The organism is Moraxella sp. CTOTU48717, from assembly GCF_032057165.1.
Taxonomy (GTDB): Bacteria; Pseudomonadota; Gammaproteobacteria; order Pseudomonadales; family Moraxellaceae; genus Faucicola; species Faucicola tetraodonis.
Genome location: NZ_DAMBBC010000003.1, coordinates 79,796 through 106,225 on the forward strand (window position 1 = coordinate 79,796; position 26,430 = coordinate 106,225).

The 26,430-nt window shown below is 43.0% G+C and carries 23 protein-coding genes and 2 tRNA genes; 6 read left to right on the forward strand and 19 right to left on the reverse strand.

Annotated features, from left to right (window positions below; all coding sequences use genetic code 11):
* Position 1: 1 nt before the first annotated feature.
* Positions 2–502 (forward strand): hypothetical protein, encoded by a 501-nt coding sequence (locus RT084_RS03255; RefSeq protein WP_313097642.1) that lies wholly within the window; start codon positions 2–4, stop codon positions 500–502.
* Here the strand turns inward: RT084_RS03255 and RT084_RS03260 are convergent.
* The 16 genes from RT084_RS03260 to tpiA all read right to left on the reverse strand — a co-directional run bounded on the left by RT084_RS03260 (position 493) and on the right by tpiA (position 15,769).
* Positions 493–1,488, reverse strand: a complete 996-nt coding sequence (locus RT084_RS03260) for a DNA cytosine methyltransferase (protein WP_144918476.1) — start codon at positions 1,486–1,488, stop codon at positions 493–495. The genes RT084_RS03255 and RT084_RS03260 overlap by 10 nt on opposite strands.
* Positions 1,485–2,342, reverse strand: coding sequence for an NgoPII family restriction endonuclease (locus RT084_RS03265; protein ID WP_313097643.1), 858 nt, complete (start codon positions 2,340–2,342; stop codon positions 1,485–1,487). Before RT084_RS03265 ends, RT084_RS03260 begins: the two co-directional genes overlap by 4 nt.
* A gap of 84 nt (positions 2,343–2,426) precedes the next feature.
* Positions 2,427–4,562, reverse strand: coding sequence for a polyribonucleotide nucleotidyltransferase (pnp, locus tag RT084_RS03270; RefSeq protein ID WP_313097646.1), 2,136 nt, complete (start codon positions 4,560–4,562; stop codon positions 2,427–2,429).
* A 397-nt stretch (positions 4,563–4,959) separates the two neighbouring features.
* On the reverse strand, positions 4,960–5,229 hold the full coding sequence (rpsO, locus tag RT084_RS03275) for a 30S ribosomal protein S15 (protein ID WP_095356547.1): 270 nt from the start codon (positions 5,227–5,229) through the stop codon (positions 4,960–4,962).
* Positions 5,230–5,437: 208 nt separating this feature from the next.
* Entirely contained in the window at positions 5,438–5,623 is a 186-nt protein-coding gene (locus tag RT084_RS03280) for a hypothetical protein (protein WP_309594964.1), read from the reverse strand.
* A 40-nt stretch (positions 5,624–5,663) separates the two neighbouring features.
* Positions 5,664–6,188 (reverse strand): type 1 glutamine amidotransferase domain-containing protein, encoded by a 525-nt coding sequence (locus tag RT084_RS03285; protein ID WP_313097650.1) that lies wholly within the window; start codon positions 6,186–6,188, stop codon positions 5,664–5,666.
* 404 nt (positions 6,189–6,592) lie between these two features.
* Positions 6,593–7,543: a tRNA pseudouridine(55) synthase TruB gene (gene truB / locus RT084_RS03290; protein ID WP_007115086.1), complete on the reverse strand. Its 951-nt coding sequence runs from the start codon at positions 7,541–7,543 to the stop codon at positions 6,593–6,595.
* Between the two features lie 20 nt (positions 7,544–7,563).
* On the reverse strand, positions 7,564–8,580 hold the full coding sequence (locus RT084_RS03295) for an Lnb N-terminal periplasmic domain-containing protein (RefSeq protein WP_312384743.1): 1,017 nt from the start codon (positions 8,578–8,580) through the stop codon (positions 7,564–7,566).
* A gap of 58 nt (positions 8,581–8,638) precedes the next feature.
* Complete coding sequence (locus RT084_RS03300) at positions 8,639–9,028, reverse strand: ribosome-binding factor A (protein WP_007115084.1); 390 nt, start codon at positions 9,026–9,028, stop codon at positions 8,639–8,641.
* A 105-nt stretch (positions 9,029–9,133) separates the two neighbouring features.
* Complete coding sequence (infB, locus tag RT084_RS03305; RefSeq protein WP_313097654.1) at positions 9,134–11,863, reverse strand: translation initiation factor IF-2; 2,730 nt, start codon at positions 11,861–11,863, stop codon at positions 9,134–9,136.
* A gap of 13 nt (positions 11,864–11,876) precedes the next feature.
* Positions 11,877–13,358: a transcription termination factor NusA gene (gene nusA / locus RT084_RS03310; protein ID WP_007115082.1), complete on the reverse strand. Its 1,482-nt coding sequence runs from the start codon at positions 13,356–13,358 to the stop codon at positions 11,877–11,879.
* Between the two features lie 117 nt (positions 13,359–13,475).
* The gene (gene rimP / locus RT084_RS03315) at positions 13,476–13,985 is read right to left on the reverse strand and encodes a ribosome maturation factor RimP (RefSeq protein ID WP_007115081.1); all 510 of its coding nucleotides are present in this window, start codon (positions 13,983–13,985) and stop codon (positions 13,476–13,478) included.
* Between the two features lie 225 nt (positions 13,986–14,210).
* Positions 14,211–14,287: transfer RNA gene (locus RT084_RS03320), tRNA-Met, on the reverse strand.
* Between the two features lie 68 nt (positions 14,288–14,355).
* A tRNA-Leu gene (locus tag RT084_RS03325) sits at positions 14,356–14,440 on the reverse strand.
* 108 nt (positions 14,441–14,548) lie between these two features.
* Positions 14,549–14,854, reverse strand: coding sequence for a preprotein translocase subunit SecG (gene secG, locus RT084_RS03330; protein ID WP_050324874.1), 306 nt, complete (start codon positions 14,852–14,854; stop codon positions 14,549–14,551).
* Positions 14,855–14,944: 90 nt separating this feature from the next.
* Positions 14,945–15,769 (reverse strand): triose-phosphate isomerase, encoded by an 825-nt coding sequence (gene tpiA, locus RT084_RS03335; protein ID WP_312384744.1) that lies wholly within the window; start codon positions 15,767–15,769, stop codon positions 14,945–14,947.
* A gap of 418 nt (positions 15,770–16,187) precedes the next feature.
* On the opposite strand from tpiA, the gene pilB reads away from it, so the two are divergent.
* From pilB to coaE, 4 genes are read left to right on the forward strand one after another with little or no spacing between them, the layout of a single operon-like run.
* Positions 16,188–17,894, forward strand: coding sequence for a type IV-A pilus assembly ATPase PilB (gene pilB / locus RT084_RS03340; RefSeq protein WP_312384746.1), 1,707 nt, complete (start codon positions 16,188–16,190; stop codon positions 17,892–17,894).
* A 56-nt stretch (positions 17,895–17,950) separates the two neighbouring features.
* On the forward strand, positions 17,951–19,174 hold the full coding sequence (locus RT084_RS03345; RefSeq protein ID WP_312384747.1) for a type II secretion system F family protein: 1,224 nt from the start codon (positions 17,951–17,953) through the stop codon (positions 19,172–19,174).
* Positions 19,175–19,200: 26 nt separating this feature from the next.
* Positions 19,201–20,055: a prepilin peptidase gene (locus RT084_RS03350; RefSeq protein ID WP_312384749.1), complete on the forward strand. Its 855-nt coding sequence runs from the start codon at positions 19,201–19,203 to the stop codon at positions 20,053–20,055.
* An 8-nt stretch (positions 20,056–20,063) separates the two neighbouring features.
* A complete protein-coding gene (gene coaE, locus RT084_RS03355; protein ID WP_312384833.1) occupies positions 20,064–20,708 on the forward strand; it encodes a dephospho-CoA kinase in 645 nt (214 codons plus the stop codon).
* Between the two features lie 57 nt (positions 20,709–20,765).
* On the opposite strand, the gene RT084_RS03360 is transcribed toward coaE, so the two are convergent.
* Positions 20,766–22,172, reverse strand: a complete 1,407-nt coding sequence (locus RT084_RS03360; protein ID WP_312384750.1) for a nicotinate phosphoribosyltransferase — start codon at positions 22,170–22,172, stop codon at positions 20,766–20,768.
* A 69-nt stretch (positions 22,173–22,241) separates the two neighbouring features.
* Positions 22,242–23,345: a bifunctional nicotinamide-nucleotide adenylyltransferase/Nudix hydroxylase gene (locus RT084_RS03365; RefSeq protein WP_312384752.1), complete on the reverse strand. Its 1,104-nt coding sequence runs from the start codon at positions 23,343–23,345 to the stop codon at positions 22,242–22,244.
* A 298-nt stretch (positions 23,346–23,643) separates the two neighbouring features.
* Between RT084_RS03365 and nfuA the strand changes: the two genes are divergently transcribed.
* Positions 23,644–24,261, forward strand: coding sequence for a Fe-S biogenesis protein NfuA (nfuA, locus tag RT084_RS03370; RefSeq protein WP_095356557.1), 618 nt, complete (start codon positions 23,644–23,646; stop codon positions 24,259–24,261).
* 133 nt (positions 24,262–24,394) lie between these two features.
* On the opposite strand, the gene gltA is transcribed toward nfuA, so the two are convergent.
* The gene (gene gltA / locus RT084_RS03375) at positions 24,395–25,681 is read right to left on the reverse strand and encodes a citrate synthase (RefSeq protein ID WP_050324880.1); all 1,287 of its coding nucleotides are present in this window, start codon (positions 25,679–25,681) and stop codon (positions 24,395–24,397) included.
* Between the last annotated feature and the right edge of the window lie 749 nt (positions 25,682–26,430).

Below are 26,430 nucleotides of genomic sequence, written 5' to 3' on the forward strand. Positions count from 1 at the left end.
AGTGCTGACCCAAGTCGATAAAAAAACCTTGTTTCAAGACCGCTATCAAGCGCTCATCATGCCCGTCCCGGTGTCAGGTATTTTTCGTCATCGCGCCTTACTTAAGTACCAATCGCTGTATCCTGAGCATTACACCGTTTATAAGCAAGCCTGTGAGCGTTCGCAGCTGTTACTCGGTGATGTGTTACAGTTTACGCCGCAGCGTGATTTGGCGGGTATGGCAGTCGGTGGGGCATTGTCCAAGCCGAAATATATCGTGGATATGGCAGTGACTGAGTTTGCTGAGAATTCGCCGCATCTTGAATATATCGTATCGGCATTTCAGTCACTTAATAAGGTGCTGTTTGATTGGGGACGGTATCAAGGTATTCGCCGTGTGGCAATATTGGCAAGTGATGAACTCATTTTGCCAAAAGACAAAATTTTTGATGAAGATATTTTACCACTGTTTGAAAAATACCTTCAGCCTGTGAGTAGTTTGAATTTGGTGGTTTATCGATAAATATTTTTCATGATTTCAGTTGCTACATGATAAGCTAATTTAACAGGCACAGCATTTCCTATCATTTTGTAGCCATCATTCACTGAGTTATAGACAAACTCAAAATCATCAGGAAAGCCTTGGATTCTAGCACATTCACGGACCGACAACCTGCGGTACAAATCCTTCTTAGTTACTACGAATTCAAATATATTTTCAGCTATCTTTTGCATTTTTGGGGCTTGGGGATGTTGTGGAGCTTGTCTTCCGCTTGCTTGAATAGTAAAAGATGGCTCGTCCCAATTTCTCACACGGTTTCGACTCATATAAATTGGTGAATAACTGCCAATAAAATATTCATGATTTAATAATTTGCAATTTATGCCATTAGTTTTGTTATTTTCTAACGCTGGCACTGCGTTGTCTTTTATGTCAAAAATCACATCTTTCAAATTGAGTTTTTTATCATTTGCTATCGGCTCTGGGAACTCAAAATTGGTAATGTTTAAATCATGCCTAAAGCCAATATAGAACACTCGTTTGCGATTTTGTGCCACGCCATAATCATAAGCATCAAGTAATTTAATAAAAACATGATAGCCAGCGTCTTCAAATAGCTGCACAATATTTTGCACAGCCGTACTGTGGCGTTTAGCAAGCATGCCAGACACATTTTCAGCAACAAAAAATTTGGGTTGCTTAGCTTTTAGGATACGGATGTAATCAAAAAACAATTGTCCACGCTCGTCATCAATGCCACGTAACGCGCCTGCTTCACTCCAACTTTGGCAAGGTGGTCCACCAATAATACCGTCACACTCTGGGAAATCATTGGCGTGAAATTGACGAATATCGCCCTTCAACAATAGGTTATCATGGTTTTTTTCGTAAGTTGCCCAAATATTTTTATCATATTCATTGGCTATTGCAATATCAAACCCAGCTTGCTTAAAACCTAAGTCCATCCCACCTGCCCCCGCAAATAAGCTGATAATTTTTGCTTTCATGTAATAGCTCCAACAAAAAATTGAATCAATTTTGCGGGTTTTAATTGTGCAGGGTTATTAGGATTCTTAATATAAATATCGGTAATTTTTGCATTTGAGTTATTTGCAATCAGCGATATTAAGCTTTGACGATTCGATAAAGTTTGCCATTTTTCTTCATTGATAATAGACATAAAGTTAAAGGCATTGCTAAAATTACGTTCATAAACATCATCAAAAACTTTAAATGGATTTTCAATATGCCACATTCCGCGAATTCGCAGATTAGTAATACCTAATGGGTCAATGCGTTTGATTTTGCCAAGTTCTTTAGTAGGAGTAAATTCCACACCTTCAATTGTCTCAACTCCTGTTTTGATACGTTGCTTAATAGCTTCATAAATACTTTCATCAGCAGCATAATCGACACCATAAACAAAGGCTAATGATTGTAAATTTTCACCATTAACGATGCCAACAGCATAGAGCATATCCTTCTGTGTCCATTCTTCAGCTGTTCTACAAGCCGTGGTTAACATGGTACTACTAGCATTTAGGGTGGCTTTAGGATAGCTTGAATTGAGTGCTAAATCTGAATTACGGCTTTCAATTTTTTTAACCTCAATCGCATCACCGCCCCTAAGCATCATATCAGGTGGATTACTGGTATTGCCAAGATAAGAAAAATGCTCATTAATTCTAAAGTTTCTTTGATTCTCATCTAGGTCAAAACCGTTAATAAATAAATCTTGTACGTAACGCTCTAGTGCGTCGCCTACATTATTAATTCGGTTACGCCCAAGATAAGTAGCTTGTAAATTAATTATGGGGTTGTTTAATAAATTGATGATGGCATCAATGACATTCACTGTCATACCCAAAGACCTTTCTATTTGCTTGATAAATTAAGATAGAAAACCGCCTTAAGAAAGACGGTTTTTTTATTCACATAAATCGAATTATTCAGCAGGCGTTTCTTCTGCTGGGCTTTCGGTATTCATGGTTTGATCCACACCTTTCATGGTAAGTTTAATACGTCCACGGTTGTCGATGTCTTGTACCAGTACATTCACCATTTGACCTTCTTTTAGCACATCATTCACATTCTCGATACGCGCATCAGAGATTTGTGAGATATGCACCAGACCGTCAGTGTTAGGTAATACATTGACAAACGCACCAAACTCAACAATACGAGCCACTTTACCTGTATAAGTCTTGCCGACTTCTACTTCTGCCGTAATCGCCTCGATTTTAGCAATCGCGGCTTTAGTCGCTGCTTTGTTTTCACCAAAGATACGAATAGTACCATTGTCATCAATATCAATCACCGCGCCTGTTTCTTCAGTCAATTGGCGAATGGTTGCACCACCTTTACCAATCACGTCACGAATTTTTTCAGGGTCGATATCAATCACCGCAAAGTTTGGTGCATGGGCGTTGATTTCTTTACGGCTGGTTGAAATCACTTCATTCATCGCATTTAAAATATGGATACGACCCGCATGCGCTTGGTGTAAGGCTTTTTCCATAATCTCTGGGGTGATACCTTCAATTTTGATATCCATTTGTAGTGCAGTCACGCCATTGGCAGAACCCGCGACTTTAAAGTCCATATCGCCTAGGTGGTCTTCATCACCCAAGATGTCAGACAGCACGGCAAAACGCTCGCCTTCTTTAACCAAACCCATTGCGATACCCGCAACCGGCGCTTTTAGTGGTACGCCGGCATCCATTAACGCCAGTGATGCGCCACAGACAGATGCCATTGATGATGAACCATTGGATTCGGTGATGTCAGATACGATACGAATCACGTATGGGAAACGGTCACTATCTGGCAGCATGGCTTGTACACCGCGGCGTGCTAGGCGACCATGACCGATTTCACGGCGTTTTGGACCGCTGTCACGACCCGTTTCGCCCACTGAGTAACTTGGGAAGTTATAATGCAGCATGAAGTGGTCTTGTTTGGTGCCCGCAAGGGTGTCAATCATGTTCACATCACGGCTGTTGCCAAGCGTGGTGGTAACGAGCGCTTGTGTTTCACCGCGGGTAAATAGCGCTGAACCATGCGTGTAAGGCAGTACGCCAACTTGGATGTCTAAGGCACGGACAGTTTGCAAGTCACGACCATCGATACGGGGTTTGCCAGACAAAATATTGTCACGGACCGTACGGTATTTTAGGGTTTCAAATAGCTCTTTGATTTGTGCCACGTTGTCGGCATAGCCTTCGGCTTCTGCGTCACCGGCTAAGGCTTCAAGCGCTTGGTTTTTGATTTCATCAAGGCGAGTATAACGGCTGGCTTTTTCGCTGATGGTATACGCTTCTGAAATCGCTGCAGCAAATTGATTTTGTAGGGCAGTTTCTAAGGCTTCATTGACGGCAGGAGCAACGAATTGGGTTTTTTGTACGCCAACTTCTTTGGCAAATTCATTGATGGCATCAATCACGACTTGTTGCTGGGCGTGACCGTATAGTACCGCGCCAAGCATTTGGTCTTCTGATAGTTCTTTGGCTTCAGATTCGACCATCAATACCGCAGATGACGTACCCGCGACCACCAAATCGAGCGAGCTTTGTTTTAGCGCTTCATGGTTTGGGTTTAGCACATATTCATCATTGATAAAACCGACACGTGCCGCACCAATTGGACCATTAAATGGCGCTGATGAAATTGCCAATGCCGCTGAAGTACCAATCATCGCTGCGATATCAGCATCTTGTTTTTTGTCTGACGAAATCACCGTGGCGGTCACTTGGATTTCGTTAAAGTAGCCTTCTGGGAACAATGGACGAATCGGGCGGTCAATGAGGCGTGAAGTCAAGGTTTCCATCTCAGATGGGCGACCTTCGCGTTTGCCATAGCCACCTGGGATTTTACCAGCAGCGTACATTTTTTCTTGGTAGTTGACGGTCAATGGAAAAAAGTTTTGACCCGCTTGCGCCTCGTCTTTTACCACAACAGCGACTAGCACAGAGACGCCGCCCATGTGCACGACCACTGAATTAGCTTGGCGTGCGATACGACCCGTTTCTAACGTAACTTGTTGATTACCATATTGGAATTCTTTAGTAATGATATTAAACATAATGCGGTTTTATCCTTAGTGTGATGAAATAGGGCGATTTAAGTTTTAGTAATAGCCCCTAACGTTTGTGTTCTTTTCAAAAAATACAAACGTTAGAAGCAATCTACCAATTCGCCTGATAGCAGACTTAAATCAGCCTAAGTTAAAAAATACTTTGAAAAAAGTAAGTGTAAACTGCAATTGTGCAGGCACAATGCGTTGTCTATTTTACCTAGTTTTGCGGTGAATCACCACCTTTTCACTGCGCTTTAACCACTAATAGCAAACGATGGGGAATGACTAAGCTAACAGCGAGGGTAAAAGTGAAAACAAAATTGGCTAAAAATATTGAACCCATAAAAAAGCGGCTACCCAAAAGCAGCCGCTGATTGAATAAAGCGAATAACGTGCTGATAAATTAGCGACGTAAGCCTAATTCATTGATCAATGCAGTATAACGGTCTGCATCTTTACGTTTTAAGTAATCAAGTAACGTACGGCGTGAGTTAACCATACGAATCAAACCACGACGGCTGTGATGGTCAGCTTTGTGTGCTTTAAAGTGTGCTTGTAAGTCATTGATACGTGCGGTTAATAACGCCACTTGAACTTCTGGAGAACCTGTGTCATTTTCAGAGCGTTTGAATTTTGCGATTACATCTGCGCGGTCTTGGTTAGTCAACATAATGTTTTCCTAGCTTTTTTAGCATAAAATGAGAAGCCTAATCGGCTATCAGTCGAGTCGATTAGTGTAAAAAAATCAGGATAACCACGCTTCTCAGTAGTTAACCGTCAAAAAGGAGCATTATTTTAGCAAATGTTGACCAATAAAAAAACCCTAATTTGCATTAGGGTGTTGAATTTATTAAGGCTTTTAATAGATTCAAGCTTTCAATTTACTGATTGCCCGTAGGCTGTTTGGGTGTTTCGCTATGAAGACGGTCAAGCTGCTCTTGTGGCGCGGTGGTGAGTTTATCAGAAGTCACTTCGTCCGCATCATTAGGCGTAGTATCGGCAACAAATGTCGCTTCAGGCGCTTTCTTATCCATTTTTTCAATATCTGTCATGGTAGTTGGTTGCATGGCAATCTCCTTTTCTTATGATTTTTATAGTTATTCACGCTTATTTAGTCAATGCTTGGTCAATCGCTTCAGCAAAATCTGGAATATCTTCAGGTTGACGACTGGTAATCAAATTACCATCTATCACCACTGATTTGTCTTCAAACTGCGCACCGGCATTTTTTAGGTCAGTGGCAATGGTTTTATAAGCAGTTAATTTTTTACCACGGGCAATTTCGGTATCTGCAAAAATCCACGGGGCATGACAAATCGCTGCAACAGGTTTACCCGCACTCATGAATGCTTTTACCATCGCTTGTGCATCGGTATTTGCCCGCAACACATCGGCATTGGCACCGCCACCTGGTAATACAATTGCATCATAATCGGCTTCGTTGGCTTCACCAATTAATAAATCAGCGGTAAAGGTGTCAGCAGGGTCAGTATGATTGAGCCCGCGTACTTGTTTTTGTGGTTGTGTGGTAATTAAAGTGGTTTGGTGACCTTTAGCTTTAAGGAGGTCATTGGTTTGGGTATATTCGACTTGTTCAAAGTCGGTATCAAGTAAAATAGCAATCTTAGCCATGGTAAATATCCTATTATTTCATTATTTAAGTTAAAGATAGTTAAAGAAAAAAATTGTTGTTCTTATTGATTCGTCTTTTGTAAGTTGGGCGCTTTATTTTGAGATTATTATTTGATTTTTCTATTTGATTTTTATTTTATTAATAACATTTCAATTAATTGTATAAAGTTATCTCAATAAACCGCTGTTTGCTCTTTATTAGCAAAGCTTGCTAAGAAATAAGCAAGTGAATCAACACCACTAAGAATAAATCACTGGACGGGTGAAAACTGCTAGCAAAGCGTCACGTTTTGTATCAATGCATAAAAAACGTACTCGCTTTGTGACATCGCATCGCTCATTGAGTAAATTATGTGAATACAGCAAAAAATTAGCAAGATGGTAGGTTTACTGACTTATCGTGACTAATTTAAATTGACCAGCTTCATCGGTTGTAAACGACCATTGGGTTCAAGTAGTCCCGTGCCCAAAAATTGCTGATGGTCGTCAAACAAGCGAAACGTTTGATTGGCAGTTAAGATGAGATGCTGATTTAACATGGTCGCCTTGACGTTTAAGCGTTGACCCTGTCGGATGCGCTTTGACTGGCTATCGTCTAATACTAAGCTTGGTAGTGAGTGAACGCAGGCATCCACCGCTAATAGCTTATCAAACCGCGCTGCAACATCGAGCGCTGCAAAATCGGCTAAGGTGATGGCATTAGCAATCTCAAAATCACCCGTCTGTATACGTCTAAGCGCTGTCAGATGTCCTAGCGTACCCAGCGCTTTGGCAATATCTTCAGCCAGCACGCGCACATAAGTGCCTTTGGAGCAAGTGACGGATAATTGCAATTGTTGAGCGGATAGGGGAGTAAGTGACAGCTCATAAATGATGAGAGGACGTGCTGCTCGCTCCACCTCAATACCTTCACGCGCCAGTTCATACAGTTTTTTGCCGTCTTTTTTGAGCGCGGAGTACATGGGCGGAACCTGCATTATCTCACCCAAAAATTGCTCAGTGACGCTTTGTAACATCGCTTGTGTCACATGCGGTACAGGGCTCGTGGCAATTATCTCACCCTCAGCATCCCCGGTATCGGTTTGCTCGCCAAGTTTGATAATGGCGTGGTAAGATTTGATGGCATCGAGTTGATAATGGCTAAATTTGGTCGCTTCTCCCAGACAAATCGGCAGCAACCCTGTTGCCATAGGGTCAAGGGTACCGGTATGACCCGCTTTTTTACTGTCGTGCACATCAGATTTGAGCAAGTATTTGACTTTCGATACCACTTGCTGGGAAGTCATCCCTTGCGGTTTATCAATCAGTAAGACGCCAGAGACGATGGATTTGGCTGTTTTTGGTTGGGTCATCATGTTGTGGATTTATCAATTTATTAAAAGTCGGTTCGAATTAGCTGCGAGTAATCTGCTGCGCTAATAGGGTGGTTGACAGAATAAGGCTTTGACTTTGGGTTAATGTGTGCCCGTTGTTGCCACTGTTGCAAGCTATAGCGGTTATCAATCAATTGCTGGTCATACAGATAACTGGGAATATAGCCTGATAACAAGATACGATAATCAAATGGCAAAGGTTGGATATCGTCAATCAGCTCATAAATTGCCGTGGTACAGTTATTTACCAATGAATTATACCATGCCGGCTGCGTTTTTAAGGACTTGGCTTTCGCTAGATACGCAAGCAGCAACGCTTGAATATGGTGTTTTGGCATATTGATGGGATAAATATAAACATCTTCATGACGGATATTACTACGGGTGTAAATAATATCTTTTTCATCCGCAGCGATAATCACCAATTCAAACTTGCGAAAAAATCCACCCAGCGTACTAAACTGTTCATTGACTTCTTTGCGAATCTCGATAGATAACGCAAGCTGCTTTCCATCACTAAACCCAAAACTCACTAGCGTATGGGCAATGGCATCGCCCATCCAATAAGAGGCGATAAAATCGACAGTTTGCAGTTTTGCCAAGTCGTATTGCCTAGTTTCCCAGCGCGGCTGAAAATGGGTTTTATCTTGCCAATCAAAATTTCTAACATTGCTAATGGTGAGTGTGTTGCCATCACGGTCAAGCCGATAGTCTAACATTTGGGCAACTTCAGGGTTCCAATCCCGCTCATTGCTAGCTGACATCGAAAAAAAGCATGCAATGGCAATCGCCACCACCGCAAAAAAAATCAATAATAAAGAATGATGAGAAAGTAGGGATGAAAACAGGGTCGGTTTGATGATACTGACCAAAACAGCGAGGGTAAAAAATACCCATACGCTAATCAGTGCCAGACTGACATATCTGCCTAAGGGCTGATGCGTCCACACGAACACCCCAAGCCACAGACTTGAGAGAATAATGACGATAAACTTAATGATACCCCAAAGTAACTGCATTCAACATCCCTGTTAATGGCTCAAAGTGACAAATAAGCTTATTATAGCCTGCAACGCATCAGTCGTCTGATGGCTGACCTTCGCTACTTTGTACCGCTTTAGAAATCAGATTCATCATATAGTTAGCGTTAGCGGTCACTTCATCATAGTGAAAGCGTAGACGTGGCGTAGTGCGGGTTTTTAGCAAATGACTGAGCTCAGTACGCAAAAAACCTGATGCTTTGTTCAGCACTTCTAAGCTCTCGGTATGATAATCTTTTGCCATGGCATCATCCATCGACTTTTCCATGATGGTGACATAAATATCAGCATAACCCAAATCTGGGCTGATTTTGACACTAGAAATGGTCACAAACCCCGTCAAGCGGGGGTCGTTAATCTCGTCACGAATCAAAACCGCTAGGTCGCGCTGAATTTGATCGGCAAGACGTTGTAAACGTTGATTCATTGGTAATCCTTTTTATAGTAAAAAAAGGTCTAATTAACCTAGATTAATTAGACCTCTGGGAAGGTTGCTAATAGCAAGCTGGCAATATTAGGTTGTCAGATTAGCTTATAAGGTACGTTTGACTTCATGAATCTCGAAGACTTCAATCTTATCGCCTTCTTTTACTTCATAACCTTTCACCGCTAGACCACACTCCATACCAGCACGCACCTCATTAACATCCTCTTTAAAGCGACGTAATGATTGTAATTGACCGGTGAAAATAACTTGGTCATCACGCAATACCCGAATTGGCTTGTTACGGATAATATTACCTTCCGTCACCATACAACCGGCTGCATAACCAAAGCGACTAGAGTGGAAGACTTCACGTACTTCTGCGATCCCCAAGATTTGCTCACGATGTTCTGGCGCAAGTAAACCGCTCATCGCTGCCTTCACATCATCAATCAACCCATAGATAACACTATAGTAGCGAATATCTAGGCCTGCTTCATCCGCTTTACGTTTGGCAGCGGTATCAGCACGAACGTTGAAGCCTAATAATACCGCTTCGCTTGATTCAGCGAGTACCACATCCGATTCGGTGATTGGACCGACACCCGATGAGATGACTTTGACTTTAACTTCGTCCGTAGATAATTCATCAAGCGCGGTTAACAAGGCTTCTAGTGAACCTCGAACGTCAGTTTTAAGAATCAAATTAACGGAAGGCAGTTTGGCATCGCTCATTTGGTCAAACAAGTTTTCTAAGCGTGATTTGGCTTGGCGTTCAAGCACTTTTTCACGCTCACGATCTGCGCGATATTCTGCAACCTCGCGCGCACGTTTCTCATCTGAGACCACCATAAACTCGCTACCAGCTGCTGGCGTATCAGGCAGACCTAGGATTTCAACAGGGATAGAAGGACCCGCTGAGGTAATTTTTTGACCGTTTTCATTGGTCATAGCACGGACGCGTCCATAATATTCGCCAGCAAGTACCAAGTCACCTTGATTTAAAGTACCTTGTTTGACCAGTAGGCTGACCACTGCACCGCGTCCTTTTTCAAGACGTGATTCAATCACCACACCTTGCGCTGCACCGTCAGTAGCGACTTCAAGTTCCATCACTTCTGCCTGTAGGTTAATCACTTCAAGCAATTCATCGATACCTTGACCTGTTAACGCAGAGACTTTGACTACCGGTGTGTCACCGCCCCATTCTTCAGGAACGACTTCTTTGGTGGTCAGTTCGTTGAGGACGCGGTCTGGATCGGCACTGTCTTTATCCATCTTGTTGATAGCCACGATAATCGGGGTACCTGCGGCACGCGCATGGTCAATCGCTTCAGCCGTCTGCGGCATCATACCGTCATCAGCTGCGACCACTAACACCACGATATCCGTTGCTTTGGCACCGCGAGAGCGCATCGCGGTAAATGCGGCGTGACCTGGGGTGTCTAAGAAAGTAATAACACCTTGGTCAGTCTGCACATGATAAGCACCGATATGCTGAGTAATACCCCCTGCTTCGCCCGATGCCACTTTACTTGAACGGATCTTATCGAGCAGGGACGTTTTACCGTGGTCAACGTGACCCATGATGGTAACCACAGGCGGACGCGCTTGGACATTGCTACTTTTCTCGCCCACCGCCTCACGTAGTGAGTCTTCAACTTGCGTCGAACTCACAAGCACGGGGTTATGACCCATTTCTTCAACAAGTAGGGCAGCGGTTTCTTGGTCGATGGATTCGTTTTCACGGACCAACTCGCCCATTTTCATTAACATTTTGACGACTTCGCGTACTTTGATTGCCATTTTTTGGGCAAGTTCAGACACCACGATGGTCTCACCGATTTCAACGTTATGCACGATTTTCTCAACCGGTTTTTCAAATTTGTGTCTATTGGCTTGCGATGATTTTAAGCCGCGACTACGGTTCTTAATCTCTTGCTCACCTTCATCGTCACGGCGACGACGACGGTTTTTGTTGGCAGTGCTTGCGGTGCCGCGTTTAATTTCACGGCGTTCTTGTTCAAATGAGTCTTCAAGCGCTGCGCCCACCAAACCTTCTGCTAATGGTTCATCTTTTTTGACAACCATCGTAGTTTCAGTATCGGTTTCGCTATATTTACTCGCCATTTGGCGCATTTGCTCAAGGGTACGCTGCTGAGCTTCTTCAGCGGCTTTACGGCGATTTTCTGATTCGATTTGACGTAAGCGTTCTTCTTCTGCTTCACGCGCTTTGCGTTCACTATCCGATTCTTTTTTCGGCGCAGGTTTTTTGTCAGCTTTTTTGACTTCAATTGCAGCAGTTTTGTTGCCTTTTTTCACTACCACACTGGTGGTTGTGTGCTCTTTGGCAGCTTGACTACCACCACCTAAGTTAGCGCGCATGGCAGCTAAAGTGGCTTGTTGACGCGCTTCAGCGGCTTGTTTGGCTTTGTCTTTTTCAGCTTGTTCTTGGGCGGCTTTTTCTTTCGCCAAACGCGCTTTTTCTTCAGCTTCTTTGGCCGCTGCTTCACGCAACGCTAGTTCTTCAGCAATTTTATTGGGATTTGGTTTATCAAATACCATTTTTTTGCGTACTTCAACATTGACACTTTTGGCTTTACCAGAAGTGCCTGTCACCCGCGCAGTAGAAGTGGTTTTGCTTTTTAAGCTAATGCGAGGTTTGTCATTTTGACCATGACTTTGTTGTAAAAAGCTGACCAGTTTTTGTTGTTCGCTATCGGTGACGATGTCATTGTCACCGCGCGCAGACAGCCCTGCCTTGACCAGTTGATTATTAATTGCTTCAACGGTCTTTTTGGTCATTGCTGCAAGTTCTTTTACGGTTTTATCTGCCATTCATACACCTTTTTTAATTAAACCATGATTCACGGGCTTTCATAATGAGCTCACCTGCGGTCTTTTCATCAAGACCTTCGATATCTTGGATATCAAAGATGGCTTGTTCGGCAAGGTCGTCGACGGTGATGACGTCACGTTCGGCAAGCTTGTAGGCCCATGCTTGAGTCATGCCTTCAAGGTTTAGAAGCTCTTGGCTTGGCTCTTTAATATTTTGTTGTTTGACCAATTCATCGGCGATCACCGCCTCTTTGGCACGTTCTTGGATTGCGTCGATGGCGTCATCATCTAGCCCATCGATGTCGTAGAAAGTCTCAGCAGGGACATACGCAACTTCTTCAAGTGAGGTAAATCCAATATCCACCAAGGCTTGTGCCAAATCTTCATCGACTTCAAGACGTGTGTAGAATAGGTCGCGATACACTTTGGTTTCTGATTCTTGTTGTGCATTGTACTCGTCTTCGAGCATCATGTTAAGACGATAGCCTGTTAATTCTGATGCAAGGCGCACGTTTTGACCTTGTGAGCCAATCGCACGGGCCAACTGATCGTTAGTGGCAAAGATGATATCTGCAGTTTTGGTATCTTCATCAAGAATAATACGATCAACATCCGCAGGTTCCAAAGCGCTGATAATGTACTGCACCGCATCATCCGACCATACCACGACGTCGATACGCTCGCCCTCAAGCTCTTGTTGTACTGCTTGGATACGGGTGCCACGCATACCAATACAAGCACCGACAGGGTCGATACGATGGTCATTGGTTTTGACTGAAATCTTAGCACGTAAGCCAGGCTGACGCGCAACATCACGAATTTCAATGATTTGCTCAGCAATCTCTGGTACTTCTTTTTGCATGAGTGCCGTTAGCATTTGTGGTGAGGTACGAGACAATACGAGCTGAGCACCACGGTTATCGCGATTGACTTGCTCTAAAATCGCATTGATACGACCTTTGATGCGCAGCTGCTCACGGGGCAACATTTTATCGCGTGGTAGATAGCCTTCGACATTATCGCCCAAATCAATGATATAACCATCGCGCGCCGGTTTTTTGACTTCACCCGTAATCATCTCGCCGATACGATGTTCAAACGCATCTGCCACCAGTGAACGTTCAGCTTCACGGATTTTTTGAATGATGACTTGTTTGGCTTGGGTAGCAGCAATACGACCAAATTCAATGGATTCGATTTGTTCTTCTTTGACGTCGCCGATTTTCCACTCGTTTTCATCCAAATCGCTAATCGCTAGTTGACAGGCAGGCATTTCATGATCTTCATCTGCCACTACTGTCCAATAACGGTAAGTGTCATAGTCACCTGTTTTGCGATTGATATGCACGCGAACGGCAACTTCAGGCTGCTCACTATAAACTTTCTTTTTGGTCGATACCACTAAGGCTTGCTCAATCGCTTCAAAAATATCTTCAGGATTTAAGCCTTTTTCATTACTGACGGTTTCAACGACCGTTAAAATTTCTCGATTCATGTAATCACCTATAATTTAAGTCATTCTAGACTTTATTCTTTAAAATCTTGCTTTTAGCTAGAAAAGAGTTAGCTAGAAGACATAGCGTAAAAAAGGCGTTAACCCCAAATTTAAAAGCTAAAATTGGTAGACCAAATTGGCTTTATCAATATTATCAAGCTCGATGGCTAAAAGTTGGTCATTGACTTGATCATTTTCAGTTTTGACCGTCAACTGGCGCTCGTCAATATTGACCAATTCGCCTGTTACTTTACGGCGCTTATCACTACCTTGTCCAATCGCATGAATCAATCGTAAACTGATTGTTTGCCCCACATAGTCATGCAGCTGCTCAGCAGAAAAAAACGCGCGGTCTAAACCAGGTGAAGACACCTCAAGTAGATACTCGCCTGCAATCGGGTCGTGTAAGTCTAACACACCACCGACTTGGTGGGTGACCGCAGCACAGTCTTCAATGGTGACTTGTTTGCCTTCGGCACGGTCTTCAGGTAGGGCTTCAATATAAATACGAAGAAGAGAGCGTCGACCTTGTGGTACAAACTCAATACCCCACAAGCTCACATCACAGGCAGTTACTGCTGGCTCAATGATTTGGGTCAGTTCAGCAACTTTCGTTGATAGTTTCATGATATCCTTTAGAGTTGATTATTAACATCTTTGTTGATTTTAAAAGCTAATTTTAAAAATTGGCACATTACTAAAACGCAACCGCTAATTTAGCAAAACTTAAGTTTTTTCGAAACCAACAGATACAAAAAAACCCACAAACTAATTGGTGGGCTTTTAAATCAATAAAAGTGTGTCTAAATTGATTTTTCTAGTAATGATACCAAAGCAATGCTACTAGAAAAGTGGTAGCGGGGGCTGGATTTGAACCAACGACCTTCGGGTTATGAGCCCGACGAGCTACCAGACTGCTCCACCCCGCAACAATTTAGAGAGCGTATTATAGAGTGAGATATTAACCTTGTCAATAGTTATTTAAAATTAATTTAGTTGGTGCGAATGGAGGGACTCGAACCCTCACACCTTGCGGCACTACCACCTCAAGGTAGCGTGTCTACCAATTCCACCACAATCGCAAAAAACCAAACTACTTTAACCAAGCTGTTTTTTAAATAACAACACTCTAAAATAGACGCTGTATTCTAGGTCAAAACTACCAATAACGCAACATTTTTTTTAATAACTTATTTGGCAGGTGTAGGGCTTGCAGGCGCAGTATTAGTCGCTAGGCTGGTATCAAGGGTACGACTAGATACCGATTGCTGTTTAGCAAATACTGCCAGTGTCATACTGGTGATAAAGAAAATTGCTGTTAAAACCGCCGTCAAGCGCGTTAAAAAATTGGCAGAGCCAGACGCACCAAATACGGTTGCCGAACCACCTGCACCAAATGAAGCCCCGGCATCGGCACCTTTACCATGTTGGACCAAAATCAGACCAATCATCGAAATCGCGACAATGATATGAACCACTAAAATTGCATTATACATACTTATCTCTACAAAACTTGATAGCACTGATGCCCAACAAGAACGCTGTCAGCGGCAAAAGTAAAAATTTTAAATGGGTGATATTTTACCTTAAATTTGGGCAAATGCTTGAATAATTTGTGTAAAGCCAGTCGCGTCAAGTGACGCCCCGCCTACCAACACCCCATTTACATTTGGGCATTGGGCGATTTCTGCAGCATTATCCGCTTTCACGCTGCCGCCATACAATATCGGTGTGGTCGCTAAAGAGGCATCGATGTCCGTTAAGGTGGTGTTGATAAAGGCATGAATGTTTTGTACTTCTTCTATCGTTGGGATTTTACCTGTACCAATTGCCCAAACGGGTTCATAAGCAATAATTAATCGCGATGCTAAGTTACCCAATTGGGTATTAGCAAATTCGGCGGCTAGTTGTTTAACCACCGTTAGTTGCGCTGATAGCACATCTTGGGTCTGATTTTGCTCATACTGGGCTTGTGTTTCACCGATACAAAAAACAACGGTTAAATCATGTGCAAAGGCATTGCGAATTTTTTGGATTAAACAAGTGTCATCTTCATTAAAATATTGACGGCGTTCTGAATGTCCGACTAAAACATAATTTACTTGAGCGTCCTTGAGCTGAGCACCCGAAACCTCCCCAGTAAACGCGCCTGTATCGGCGTGTTGTGCGCATAAGTTTTGCGCAGCTAGCCCGATGTTGCATGACCCATGTTGGATGGCTTGTTTTGTGGTCGATAAATGTATAAAACTTGGGGCGACAACCACGTTACAGCGTTGCAGTGCATCTGCGGGTAGCTGCTGCTGTAAATCGGTCATGAGGGCTGTGACAGTCAGCTGTGTGCTAGGATTCATTTTCCAATTAGCAATCACCCAAGAATTCTGCCAATTTGCTACATAATCAGATGCTTTCATAATGTCCCTGTCAATTGAGGTAAGTGGTTATCTATGAATTTGCAAAGTATAAATGTCAAGATAACATTAAAATATAAGTAACGCTATTTAACATATCATGATGTAAAACATCACCATTTAAAGATATCAAGATATGAAAATAGGAGTATTTAAAATATCAAGCGTAAAATGGTACGTATTATATAAGCAATTGCCGCGATTTGCCGAATAAATTATTGGGTCACGCAAGTGAGGGGTTTAAAGAAGGTATAAAGTATAAAACAGTTTTATGAAGGTTGATGGAGATAAAATGCGTTAAAAAAATATTTATCGTTGAATTCACGGATTTGTCGAGAATGATTTGTTAATATATAAATGAATAGTTTACACTAACAAACATTAGCCCATTTGAATCAATATTGAGGGAACGAGAAAAACAATGGCAGCATCACTTCCTGGTTTTGGTGGCATTGCGTCACGATTAGTGCATGAAGGACTAATTAGCGAAGCGTCAATGCAAAAAGTATTGGCAGAATCGCAGCAGCAAAAAATAAATTTAATCGCCTATGTGGTTGATAATAAGCTTGCGCAACCAGACGCGGTAGCGTGGGTGATTTCGCGAGAATTTGGCGATCCCCTCATTGATTTGGATGCCATCAATGTCAACTATATTCCAAAAGAAGCGGTTGATGAGAAAATTATTCGCGAATTTAATATTCTGCCGATTTTTCAACGAGGTAGTCGCTTATTTGTTGCCATGAGTGACCCGACGCGGGTAGATGCTTTAGACGCGCTGCGATTTGGTACAAGATTTACTGTAGAAACAGTGGTTGCCGAACACCATAAAATAAAATCACTCATCGAAAAAATCTTTACTACCACCAATTTAGCTGATTTTGATGATATGGAAGCGGTGGAGTTTGATGAAACCCGCGCCGATGACGACAATAGTGCCACCAGTCATTTAGATGTCAATGATGAAGCGCCTGTCGTCAAGTTCGTTAATGGGATGCTCATCAAAGCCATTACCATGGGCGCTTCAGACTTACACTTTGAACCCTATGAAAAATCTTATCGCGTGCGTTTTCGTATTGATGGGGTGTTACAAAAAATGGCAAATCCACCGACGCAGCTAGCGGGTAAAATTGCTGCCCGCCTGAAAGTCATGTCACAAATGGACATCTCTGAACGCCGCGTGCCGCAAGATGGTCGTATCAAATTAAAAATTTCCAAGGATAAGGCGATTGATTTTCGTGTCAACTCATTGCCAACCTTATTTGGTGAAAAAATCGTACTGCGTATTTTAGACCCATCATCAGCAATGCTAGGCATTGATGCACTCGGCTATGAGCCGGACCAAAAGCAGCTATTTATGGATGCGCTGGCAAAACCGCAAGGGATGTTATTGATTACCGGCCCTACTGGTTCGGGTAAAACCGTCTCCTTGTACACGGGTCTTAATATCTTAAACACAGTTGAGACCAATATTTCTACCGCAGAAGATCCCGTTGAAATTAACCTTGAAGGCATTAATCAGGTCAACGTGAACAATAAAGTTGGCTTGACCTTTGCCAGTGCGCTCAAATCATTCTTGCGTCAAGACCCTGATATTGTGATGGTCGGTGAGATTCGTGACTTGGAAACGGCGGAAATTGCAGTCAAAGCTGCCCAAACAGGGCATATGGTGCTGTCAACCTTGCATACCAACTCAGCGCCAGAAACCTTAACGCGTCTGCGGAATATGGGTGTGGCATCTTTTAACATTGCCACCTCAGTCAATTTGGTAATCGCACAGCGCTTAGCACGTCGCCTATGTAAATCCTGCAAAAAACCGACAGATGTACCAAAACATAGCTTGCTTGAAATGGGCTTTACTGAAGAAGATTTGGCAGATCCCAGCAATGTCATTTATGAGCCCGTTGGCTGCTCTGAATGCCGCGATGGCTATAAAGGACGTGTTGGTATTTATGAAGTGATGAAAGTAACACCAGAGATTGCGCGAATTATTATGGAAGACGGCAACGCTATTGAAATTAAAGACGCTGCCTTAAAGCAAGGGTTTAGGGATTTAAGGCGCTCTGGCATTTTAAAGGTCCTACAAGGCACGACCAGCATCCAAGAGATGTATCGTGTTACTAGCGAATAGGGCGTTTTTTATCCGTCTTTATTTAAGATTAGTTCAGATAGTAAGGGGTTAAGGGTATGGCAAAAGTCCAAACAGAAATGTTATTAGACTTTGTCTATGATGGGGTGAATCGCCGTGGCGAGAAAGTTAAAGGCGAAACCACCAGCCGCAATATTGAGCTGGCAAAGGCGCAACTACGTAAGCAGGGCATCCAAGTCAAGACGATTAAGAAAAAACCTAAGCCTATTTTTCAAATGAAAAAAAGCATCAAGGCAATCGATATTGCTATCTTTGTGCGGCAGTTGGCTACGATGATGAAAGCGGGCGTCCCCCTTACTCAGTCGTTTGAGATCGTTGCAGATGCGCTCGATAACCCCTCGATGAAAGAGTTGGTGCTTAGTGTCAAGTCAGAAGTGGAATCAGGAAGCACCTTTGCTGCAGCGCTGCGCAAACATCCCAGATATTTTGATGACCTATTTTGTTCATTGGTAGAGGCAGGTGAGCAGTCGGGCGCGCTTGAAACTATGCTTGAGCGTGTCGCGACGTACAAAGAAAAAAGCGAGCTACTAAAAGCAAAAATTAAAAAAGCCTTGAAATACCCGATTGCGGTTATCGTGGTTGCGATTATCGTTACCATTATTTTGCTGGTCAAAGTGGTACCGGTGTTTGCTGATTTATTCAATTCATTTGGCGCAGAGTTACCCGCGTTTACCCGAATGGTAGTCAGTATGTCGGAGTGGATGCAAAAATGGTGGTGGTTATTGCTATTTAGCATTGCAGGCGCTGTGGTTGGTTTTTCTGAAGCTAAAAAACGTAGTAAGCCCTTTAATGACTTTTTAGACCGAATTACCTTAAAATTACCAATCTTTGGCAATATTGCTTATCAAGCGGTGGTTGCCCGTTTTTCCCGTACCTTGTCTACCACTTTTGCCGCAGGTGTGCCGCTGATTGATGCGTTAGATTCAACCGCTGGGGCAACCAACAATGTGGTATTTTATAATGCCACGCAAAAAATTAAAGGCGATGTTGCGACGGGTCAACAGCTGCAGTTTGCGATGCGTTCTACCAATCTTTTCCCCAGTATGGCTATCCAAATGGTCGGTATTGGTGAGGAGTCAGGTAGTCTAGAGGAGATGCTTGATAAAGTGGCGACTTATTATGAAAATGAAGTAGACAACGCCGTAGATGGGTTAACAAGTCTGATGGAACCGATGATTATGGCTATTTTGGGGGTGCTGGTAGGGGGTCTGGTGATTGCCATGTATCTACCAATTTTCCAAATGGGCTCGGTGGTGGGCTAAATACGATGGGGATTTTTTCAGATTTTATGTTGTTGTTACAACAGTCACAATGGCTGACGTTGATTATCGTAGCTTTATTGGGATTATGCGTGGGCAGTTTTCTCAATGTGGTGATTTATCGCACGCCTTTGATGATGGAGCAGCAGTGGAAGAACGAATGCCAGCTATTGCTCCATCCAGAAACCATTGTTGACCATCATGAATCCATTACCTTAAGCCGTCCTGCTTCTCGTTGCCCGCATTGTGGGCATTCAATACGTTGGTTTGAAAATATGCCTGTTATTAGCTGGCTACTGCTAAAAGGAAAATGTAGTCAGTGTCATCACGCCATTAGTTATCGTTATCCGCTTGTAGAAATCATCACCGCTATTTTGTCTGTACTGGTGGTGATGAAATTTGGTGTTACTTGGCAAGCGCTGGCAGGATTAGCACTCACATGGACATTAGTGGCTTTGACAGGCATTGATTTTGATACCCAATTGTTGCCTGACCGATTTACATTGCCGTTAGCGGGATTAGGATTATTCGTCAATGCCTTTGGCTTGTTTGTCAGTCCCACAGCGGCTATTTTTGGCTATGTGTTTGGGTTTTTATGCTTGTGGATTGTCTATCAACTGTTTTTGCTGATTACGGGCAAGCACGGGATGGGGCATGGCGATTTTAAATTATTAGCGGCTTTGGGGGCTTGGCTAGGGCCTTTGATGCTACCCTTAATTGTGCTTTTATCTGCGTTTGTCGGCTCGGTTGTGGGTGTAATATTGATGAAGCGCTCAGGTGAAAGCAAACCTTTTGCTTTTGGACCCTATATCGCCATTGCTGGCATGATAGCCCTGTTGTATGGGCAATCAATAATGTCGTGGTATCTAGGCAAAATGTCGTGAAGTCATTTATGGGTCAATTATCCGTGAATCAAGGAGGGATTGCGATGTTGGTAGTGGGGCTTACAGGTGGCATCGGTAGCGGCAAATCACAAGTGAGCCGTTGGTTTGCTGAGCATGGAATTGTTATTATTGATGCCGATGTATTGGCACGTGAAGTCGTTGCCAAAGGTTCGCCAACGCTAAAAAAAATTGTCGCCAAATTTGGTGACTGGGTGATTGATGAGGCAGGTGAGCTTAATCGCCGTGCTATGCGAGAGCATGTATTTGGCAGTGCGCAAGCGTTAATGGATTTGGAACAAATCACCCATCCTGCCATTCGCAGCCGTGCCAAAGAATTACTAAGAGCTGCCCAGTCGCCCTATGTAATTTTGGTAGCACCCTTACTGCTAGAAGCCTCCGAAGCAGGATTAGCCAATCTGTGTGAGCGAGTATTGGTGGTCGATAGTCATGAGTCCTTGCAGATTGAGCGCGCCAGTCAGCGTGATGGTCAAACACCTGAACGTATTCAAAATATTATGGCAAATCAACTGTCGCGTCATGATAGGCTCAGACAAGCCGATGACATTGTCGACAACAATGGTAGCTTAGACGATTTGTATTTAAAACTTGAACAGTTGCACCAAAAATATTTGGCAATGGCAGGGGTTAATTAGCTTTAACGATAACAAGCCGTCTGATAAAGACGGCTGTTGAGATTGCGACAAGTTAAATTATGATTTTACCGACGAGCGTTGACGAATCGCAGTCAGTGTATCATCAACTAATAAATCACCGTTCAAAAATACATCTTGCAACAAATTATTTTGCTCAGCAAGCTCATCTTCACGCAGCGTCATATAACTACCCTGATGTTTGACCAAGGCTAAACGCCCGCGTTTGCTGCGTTTACTCACACTGGTAATTGGGTCTTTATACACATCTCGCCAAAAACCGTCCACCCGTGCGCTGCTGGTCTTCATCGCAAAATTCAAAGTATCGCGGTTGACTTGTTGCAGTAGCCCGCCACCCATACCAAAGGTAATATTGTCACTACTAAAGCCTGCTTTAATCACCGCATCAATAATCTTACCCATGCTGGTGGGATTAATACCATCCCCTTGGATGAGTCGCACATAGCTCGGCAGTAATTTATAGCCTTTTGAGTTGGTGGTGGTACCAAATTTTGCTGCAAGGCGCTGCAGGGCTTCACGCACCACTTTAATCGGATCGCCACTATCAGGACGAATGACCAACGTGCCGCCTGTTTGCGCTACTTTTTCTTTTAGCTCACCGCCCCAAATATTATCAATGGCATTCCATAAATCGTAACTATCACTCACCACCGCAAAGGTTTTACCTTCACCGCCAAATTTGGCAATCATATTGCCATAGGCATCCGCCTCATGCTCACGACCCCAAGTGGTCATGGTGCTATGTTCTGCTGCGGGAATGGAAAAAGCCGTCATGTCATTTTGCATACCATACCAACGATTGGCAGCCACAATCGCGCTTAAGGTATCCGTACCGGAAAAATTTACCAAGTGGGCAAGAGCGCCAATCGCAGCCGATTCAAGGCTAGACACCCCACGGGCGCCAAAATCATGCAATTTAAACGGTAGATTATTCAAGTTATCGGCCGATTTTTCCAAGCCTGCTTTGATGATTTGTTTACAATAATAAGAAAGGCTTGCCACAGTGCTAGGATACCAAATAGCGCGCAATAGCGTGGTTTCGATATAGCTCGTCAACCAGTAAAACTCAGGGTCGGTATTCACCACCTGACACAATACTTGACCCGTTGGTACCACCATGCCTTCTGGTATCGCTTGAATGCGCAGCGGTAATAGACCGCCATGTTTGGCGACTAATTGTCGCCAGCCTGCTTCATTAAACGGTACGCCATGAGCCGCAAGTAGCACTTTGGCTTCGTCTATATCAGCGTGAGTAATGGGTTTGGTAAGATACTGTTTTAAAAAAGCTTGTAGACCAAAAAATAGCACATTTTCAAAGTTACTATTGCCGCCACGCGCTTCAATATAGCTAGATACATACTCGGTGTTTGGCGGATATTGCAGCCAATGCGACGTCTTATAGCTATCGGTATTTAAAATAAAATTGTCAAAATTTTGACTAAACATCACAGAACTCCTCTGGTGATTGCTTGCGCAGGTTAAAACCAAACCGTCTATCAGTTTGGCGGGAAAAAATCAGAGACCGACCATTTTGCAAATAATGGCATAATGGTCTTCAAACAGTTTATCGGCTCTTAATTCAGCCAAGGGTAGCCAAAACGCTTTTTTGGCATCATCGCCACCTTTCACCGACGGTAAGCCTTTGGGGTCATTTTTGAGCATAAAGTAAAACGCTTGGGTGATGGTACGACCACGAGCCGAGCGATACGGGTCATCAAAGGTATGTTGACTATGGCGCGAACCGCGCAGAACCGCTTCAGGCACTTTTAACCGTGTCTCCTCACGTAGCTCACGAATACAGGCGTCAAATAGCGTCTCTTTAGGGTCAATAAAGCCACCAGGCAATGCCCATAGCCCTTGACCTGGCATACCACGACGCTCCACCAATAAAATGTGTCCTGATTGAATGACCACGGCATCAACCGTCATAAAGGTGGGTGGATAGGGGCTTGATTCCCATTGTTTTTTGTATTTATCGATGAAGCCAGCCTCATCGTGTAGGCGTTTAAATGCTTCGGTCTTTTTAAATGCCTTCATGACATCGGTTGTCGATTGCGGTACCGCGTCGGTTAGCGGATCGGCACCCAGCAAAAAGCCTTCGCGAATTGGCGTGGCAGACAACTCATGAAAATTGGGCACAGCCACTGACTGCCAATTTGGAAAAAGTGACAAGTAATATGATGAGCTGTCTTTTGAATGTCCAATTAGACCAATATTGGCGTTTAAATCGCCGGTAACCGACTTCACGCACTGCTGCACGTATTGAAGCCATTTTGTGTCATTGTATAAGGCATCATCCAAACCGACACAATGGATGCGTTTGGTATCTTTTTTGTCAAAGGCGCCCAAAATCATTTGGCTACGTGCTTCGACACTAAAGCTATTGCGGATACTACTTGGCAAATTGGCAGAGCCAATGAGCATAATCACATTTTCAGCAAGCTTTAATGCTTCATCGACAACCGATTTATGACCTAAATGAAACGGCTGAAAACGCCCGATAAATACCAAATAATCATATTGATAACCTTTTTTATTTTTGGGTGTGCTAAAACGCCCTTTATCCTCGTTAAAGTCGTTTTTAGTAACCGTGATAGTGTCAGTCGTGTTATTTGGCATGACGCAAACTCCTTGCGAATGATAACGCCCTCGGTCTATCCAATAGCGTTTTGGTGATAAAGTTCGGTGATAAAGCATGTTTTTTTAACTATCTTGCCTAAACTTTCAACCAATGCCAAGTTATTTTTGGTTAAAGATTTTTGGTTAAAGATAATGGCTAGATTCAATTTTTAGCTTGACTAAAAAATATTGTGACGACCCTTGATAAGCCAAACAACGACCCCCAATAAAATCCGAGTAAATTACTCAAGTTTATGCTAAAATATGGGTAAAAATTGATGACAAGTTAGGGTGACATATGAGCGATACAGAAAAAAGCACAAATATCAAAATTACCGATTCAGCGCAAGGGTATCTGACTGAGTTGTTGGCAAAACAAAATACTGACGGCATCGGCGTACGTATTTTTGTTGAACATCCAGGCACGCCGCGAGCAGAATGCTGTATGTCATACAGCCAGCCAGATGAACACAATCCTGATGATTTAAAATTGGATTATGAGACATTCACTGCTTATATAGACACCCCATCTATTCCTTATCTTGAAGATGCGGTGATTGATTACAATAAAGACCGTTTTGGCGGTCAATTGACATTTCGTGCGCCCAACTCAAAAGTGCCAAAACTGGGTGAAAATGCGAGCCTAGAGGAGCGTATCAATTACGTGTTGTCTTCGGAAATCAATCCAAATCTAGCGGCGCATGGGGGTAACGTGCAATTGGTGGATTTGGTACATGAAGAAGGGGTTGGTATCACCGCAGTGCTTAAATTTGGCGGCGGCTGTCAGGGCTGCTCTGCAGTTGATATGACGCTAAAACAAGGGGTTGAAGTCTCGCTAAAACAGCAAATACCAGAATTAACCCAAGTGATTGATGAGACCGACCATACGTATACTGCCAATGCGTTTTATAAGTAAGGTGAAGTGATTAGCAAGTTATAGTTAAATGAAAAGGGCGTTGCAAAACGTCCTTTTTTATTGATTAACATCTAATAATAAAAAACCCAGTGTAACACTGGGTTTTGGTTCGAAGCATTTTTGAAGCATTGGCTTAGTCGCGGTCTTCAACAGCCACAAAATCACGCTGGGTATAGCCAGTATATAACTGACGTGGACGACCGATTTTGTAAGGTGCAGAGTGCATTTCTAACCAGTGGCTGATCCAACCAGAAGTACGTGCTAAAGCAAAGATTACGGTAAACATAGAGGTTGGAATACCGATGGCTTTTAGGATGATACCTGAGTAGAAGTCAACATTTGGATATAGGTTACGCTCTTTAAAGTACGGGTCATTCAAGGCGATTTGTTCAAGTTTCATCGCTAGTTCAAGTTGTGGATCTTTGATGCCAAGCTCGCCTAATACTTCGTCACAAGTTTCTTTCATCACTTTGGCGCGTGGGTCAAAGTTTTTATAAACACGGTGACCAAAGCCCATTAATTTCACTTCTTTACGTTTGACTTTTTCCATGAATTCGTCAACGTTGTCTACGCTGCCGATTTCATCAAGCATTTTAAGTACAGCTTCGTTGGCGCCACCGTGTGCAGGTCCCCAAAGAGCCGCAATACCTGCCGCAATACAAGCGTATGGGTTAGCGCCCGTAGAGCCTGCTAGACGTACAGTTGAGGTCGAGGCATTTTGTTCGTGGTCAGCATGTAAGGTAAAGATTTTATCCATCGCTTTTGCCAGGATTGGATTGACTTGATAGTTGACATCCGCTGGGGTTGCAAACATCATGTGTAAGAAGTTTTCAGCGTAGTTTAAATCATTACGCGGATACATAAATGGTTGACCATTGCTATATTTGTAGCACATGGCGGCGATGGTAGGGACTTTTGCAATCAAGCGAATCGCGGTGATTTCACGATGGTCTTGTTTGCTGACATCAAGATTGTTGTGGTAGAACGCAGATAATGCACCCATCACACCAACCATAATCGCCATCGGATGAGCGTCACGGCGGAAACCTTCAAAGAAACGACGTAATTGGTCATTCACCATTGAATGTTTACGAACTTTTTCGTAGAAGTCAGCTTTTTGCTCAGCATTGGGTAGTTCACCATGAATGAGTGCATACGCAACTTCTAAGTATTCTGCTTTATCAGCTAATTGGTCAATTGGGTAACCACGGTGTAATAAGATACCTTTGTCACCATCAATGAAGGTGATTTTTGATTCAGTGGAAGCGGTTGACATGAAACCTGGATCGTATGTCCAAAAACCAGCTTGGGGTACGGCCTTAATATCGAGTACAGGATCGCCTAATGTTCCTTCAATGATAGGAAGCTCATAGTCCTGGCCATTGACGTGCAAGGTTGCAATATTGTCTTTCTCTGACATAAAATCCTCTCAGACGTGTAAAAAAAAGAAGACCTATACTTGCTCAAATGCATTGGCGCAATGACAAGGATAGGTGACTGCCCCGCCACACAGAGACGTGCAGGGCGACTTTAATAGCGAAAAAATAGCGAAAACCCAAAACTAAAACATATCTATATTAACAGCATTTTTGCCAAAAATGAAAGTAAATTTACGCCTTACGCGTACAAACAGTTAGTTATAATTAACAGGAGTTAGCTAAAACTATGCTCTCTGCTACTGACATTCTATCAACCCTTGATACGGTTAACTATCTAGAAGAGTGGGTGGCAAAACGCTGAATCTTATCAAATTATTTCTGAATTTTAATAGTGCGCTACAGTGGTTTGATAAAAGATGGTTTTTTTTCTGTTTTTGTTTGTATTTGTAATCAAAGACTCTTATAATTATAAAAATTTTACTGGTGGCTAGCTTTGTATTATTAATATTTGCTAAACATAATTTACTTTTTAGCTTTGTGATTTAACAAAATTAAAAAGTAAATTGTGGGTGGCTTTTTGTCGATTATTAGTTTGTAATTTATTAGTTTTTAATTGTGAGATACGATTAGGTTTGCGGCTAATAACTATTTATTATGTGAATAATCCAAAGTACGCTAGCTATTCCTTATCTTCGATTTACCTGTTTTTTTGACAGGCTATGTGATTCATCAAACCCTGCAAGTGATTTGAAGTTCGTGCTTGATATTTTGGATATTGGCATAGCGATAA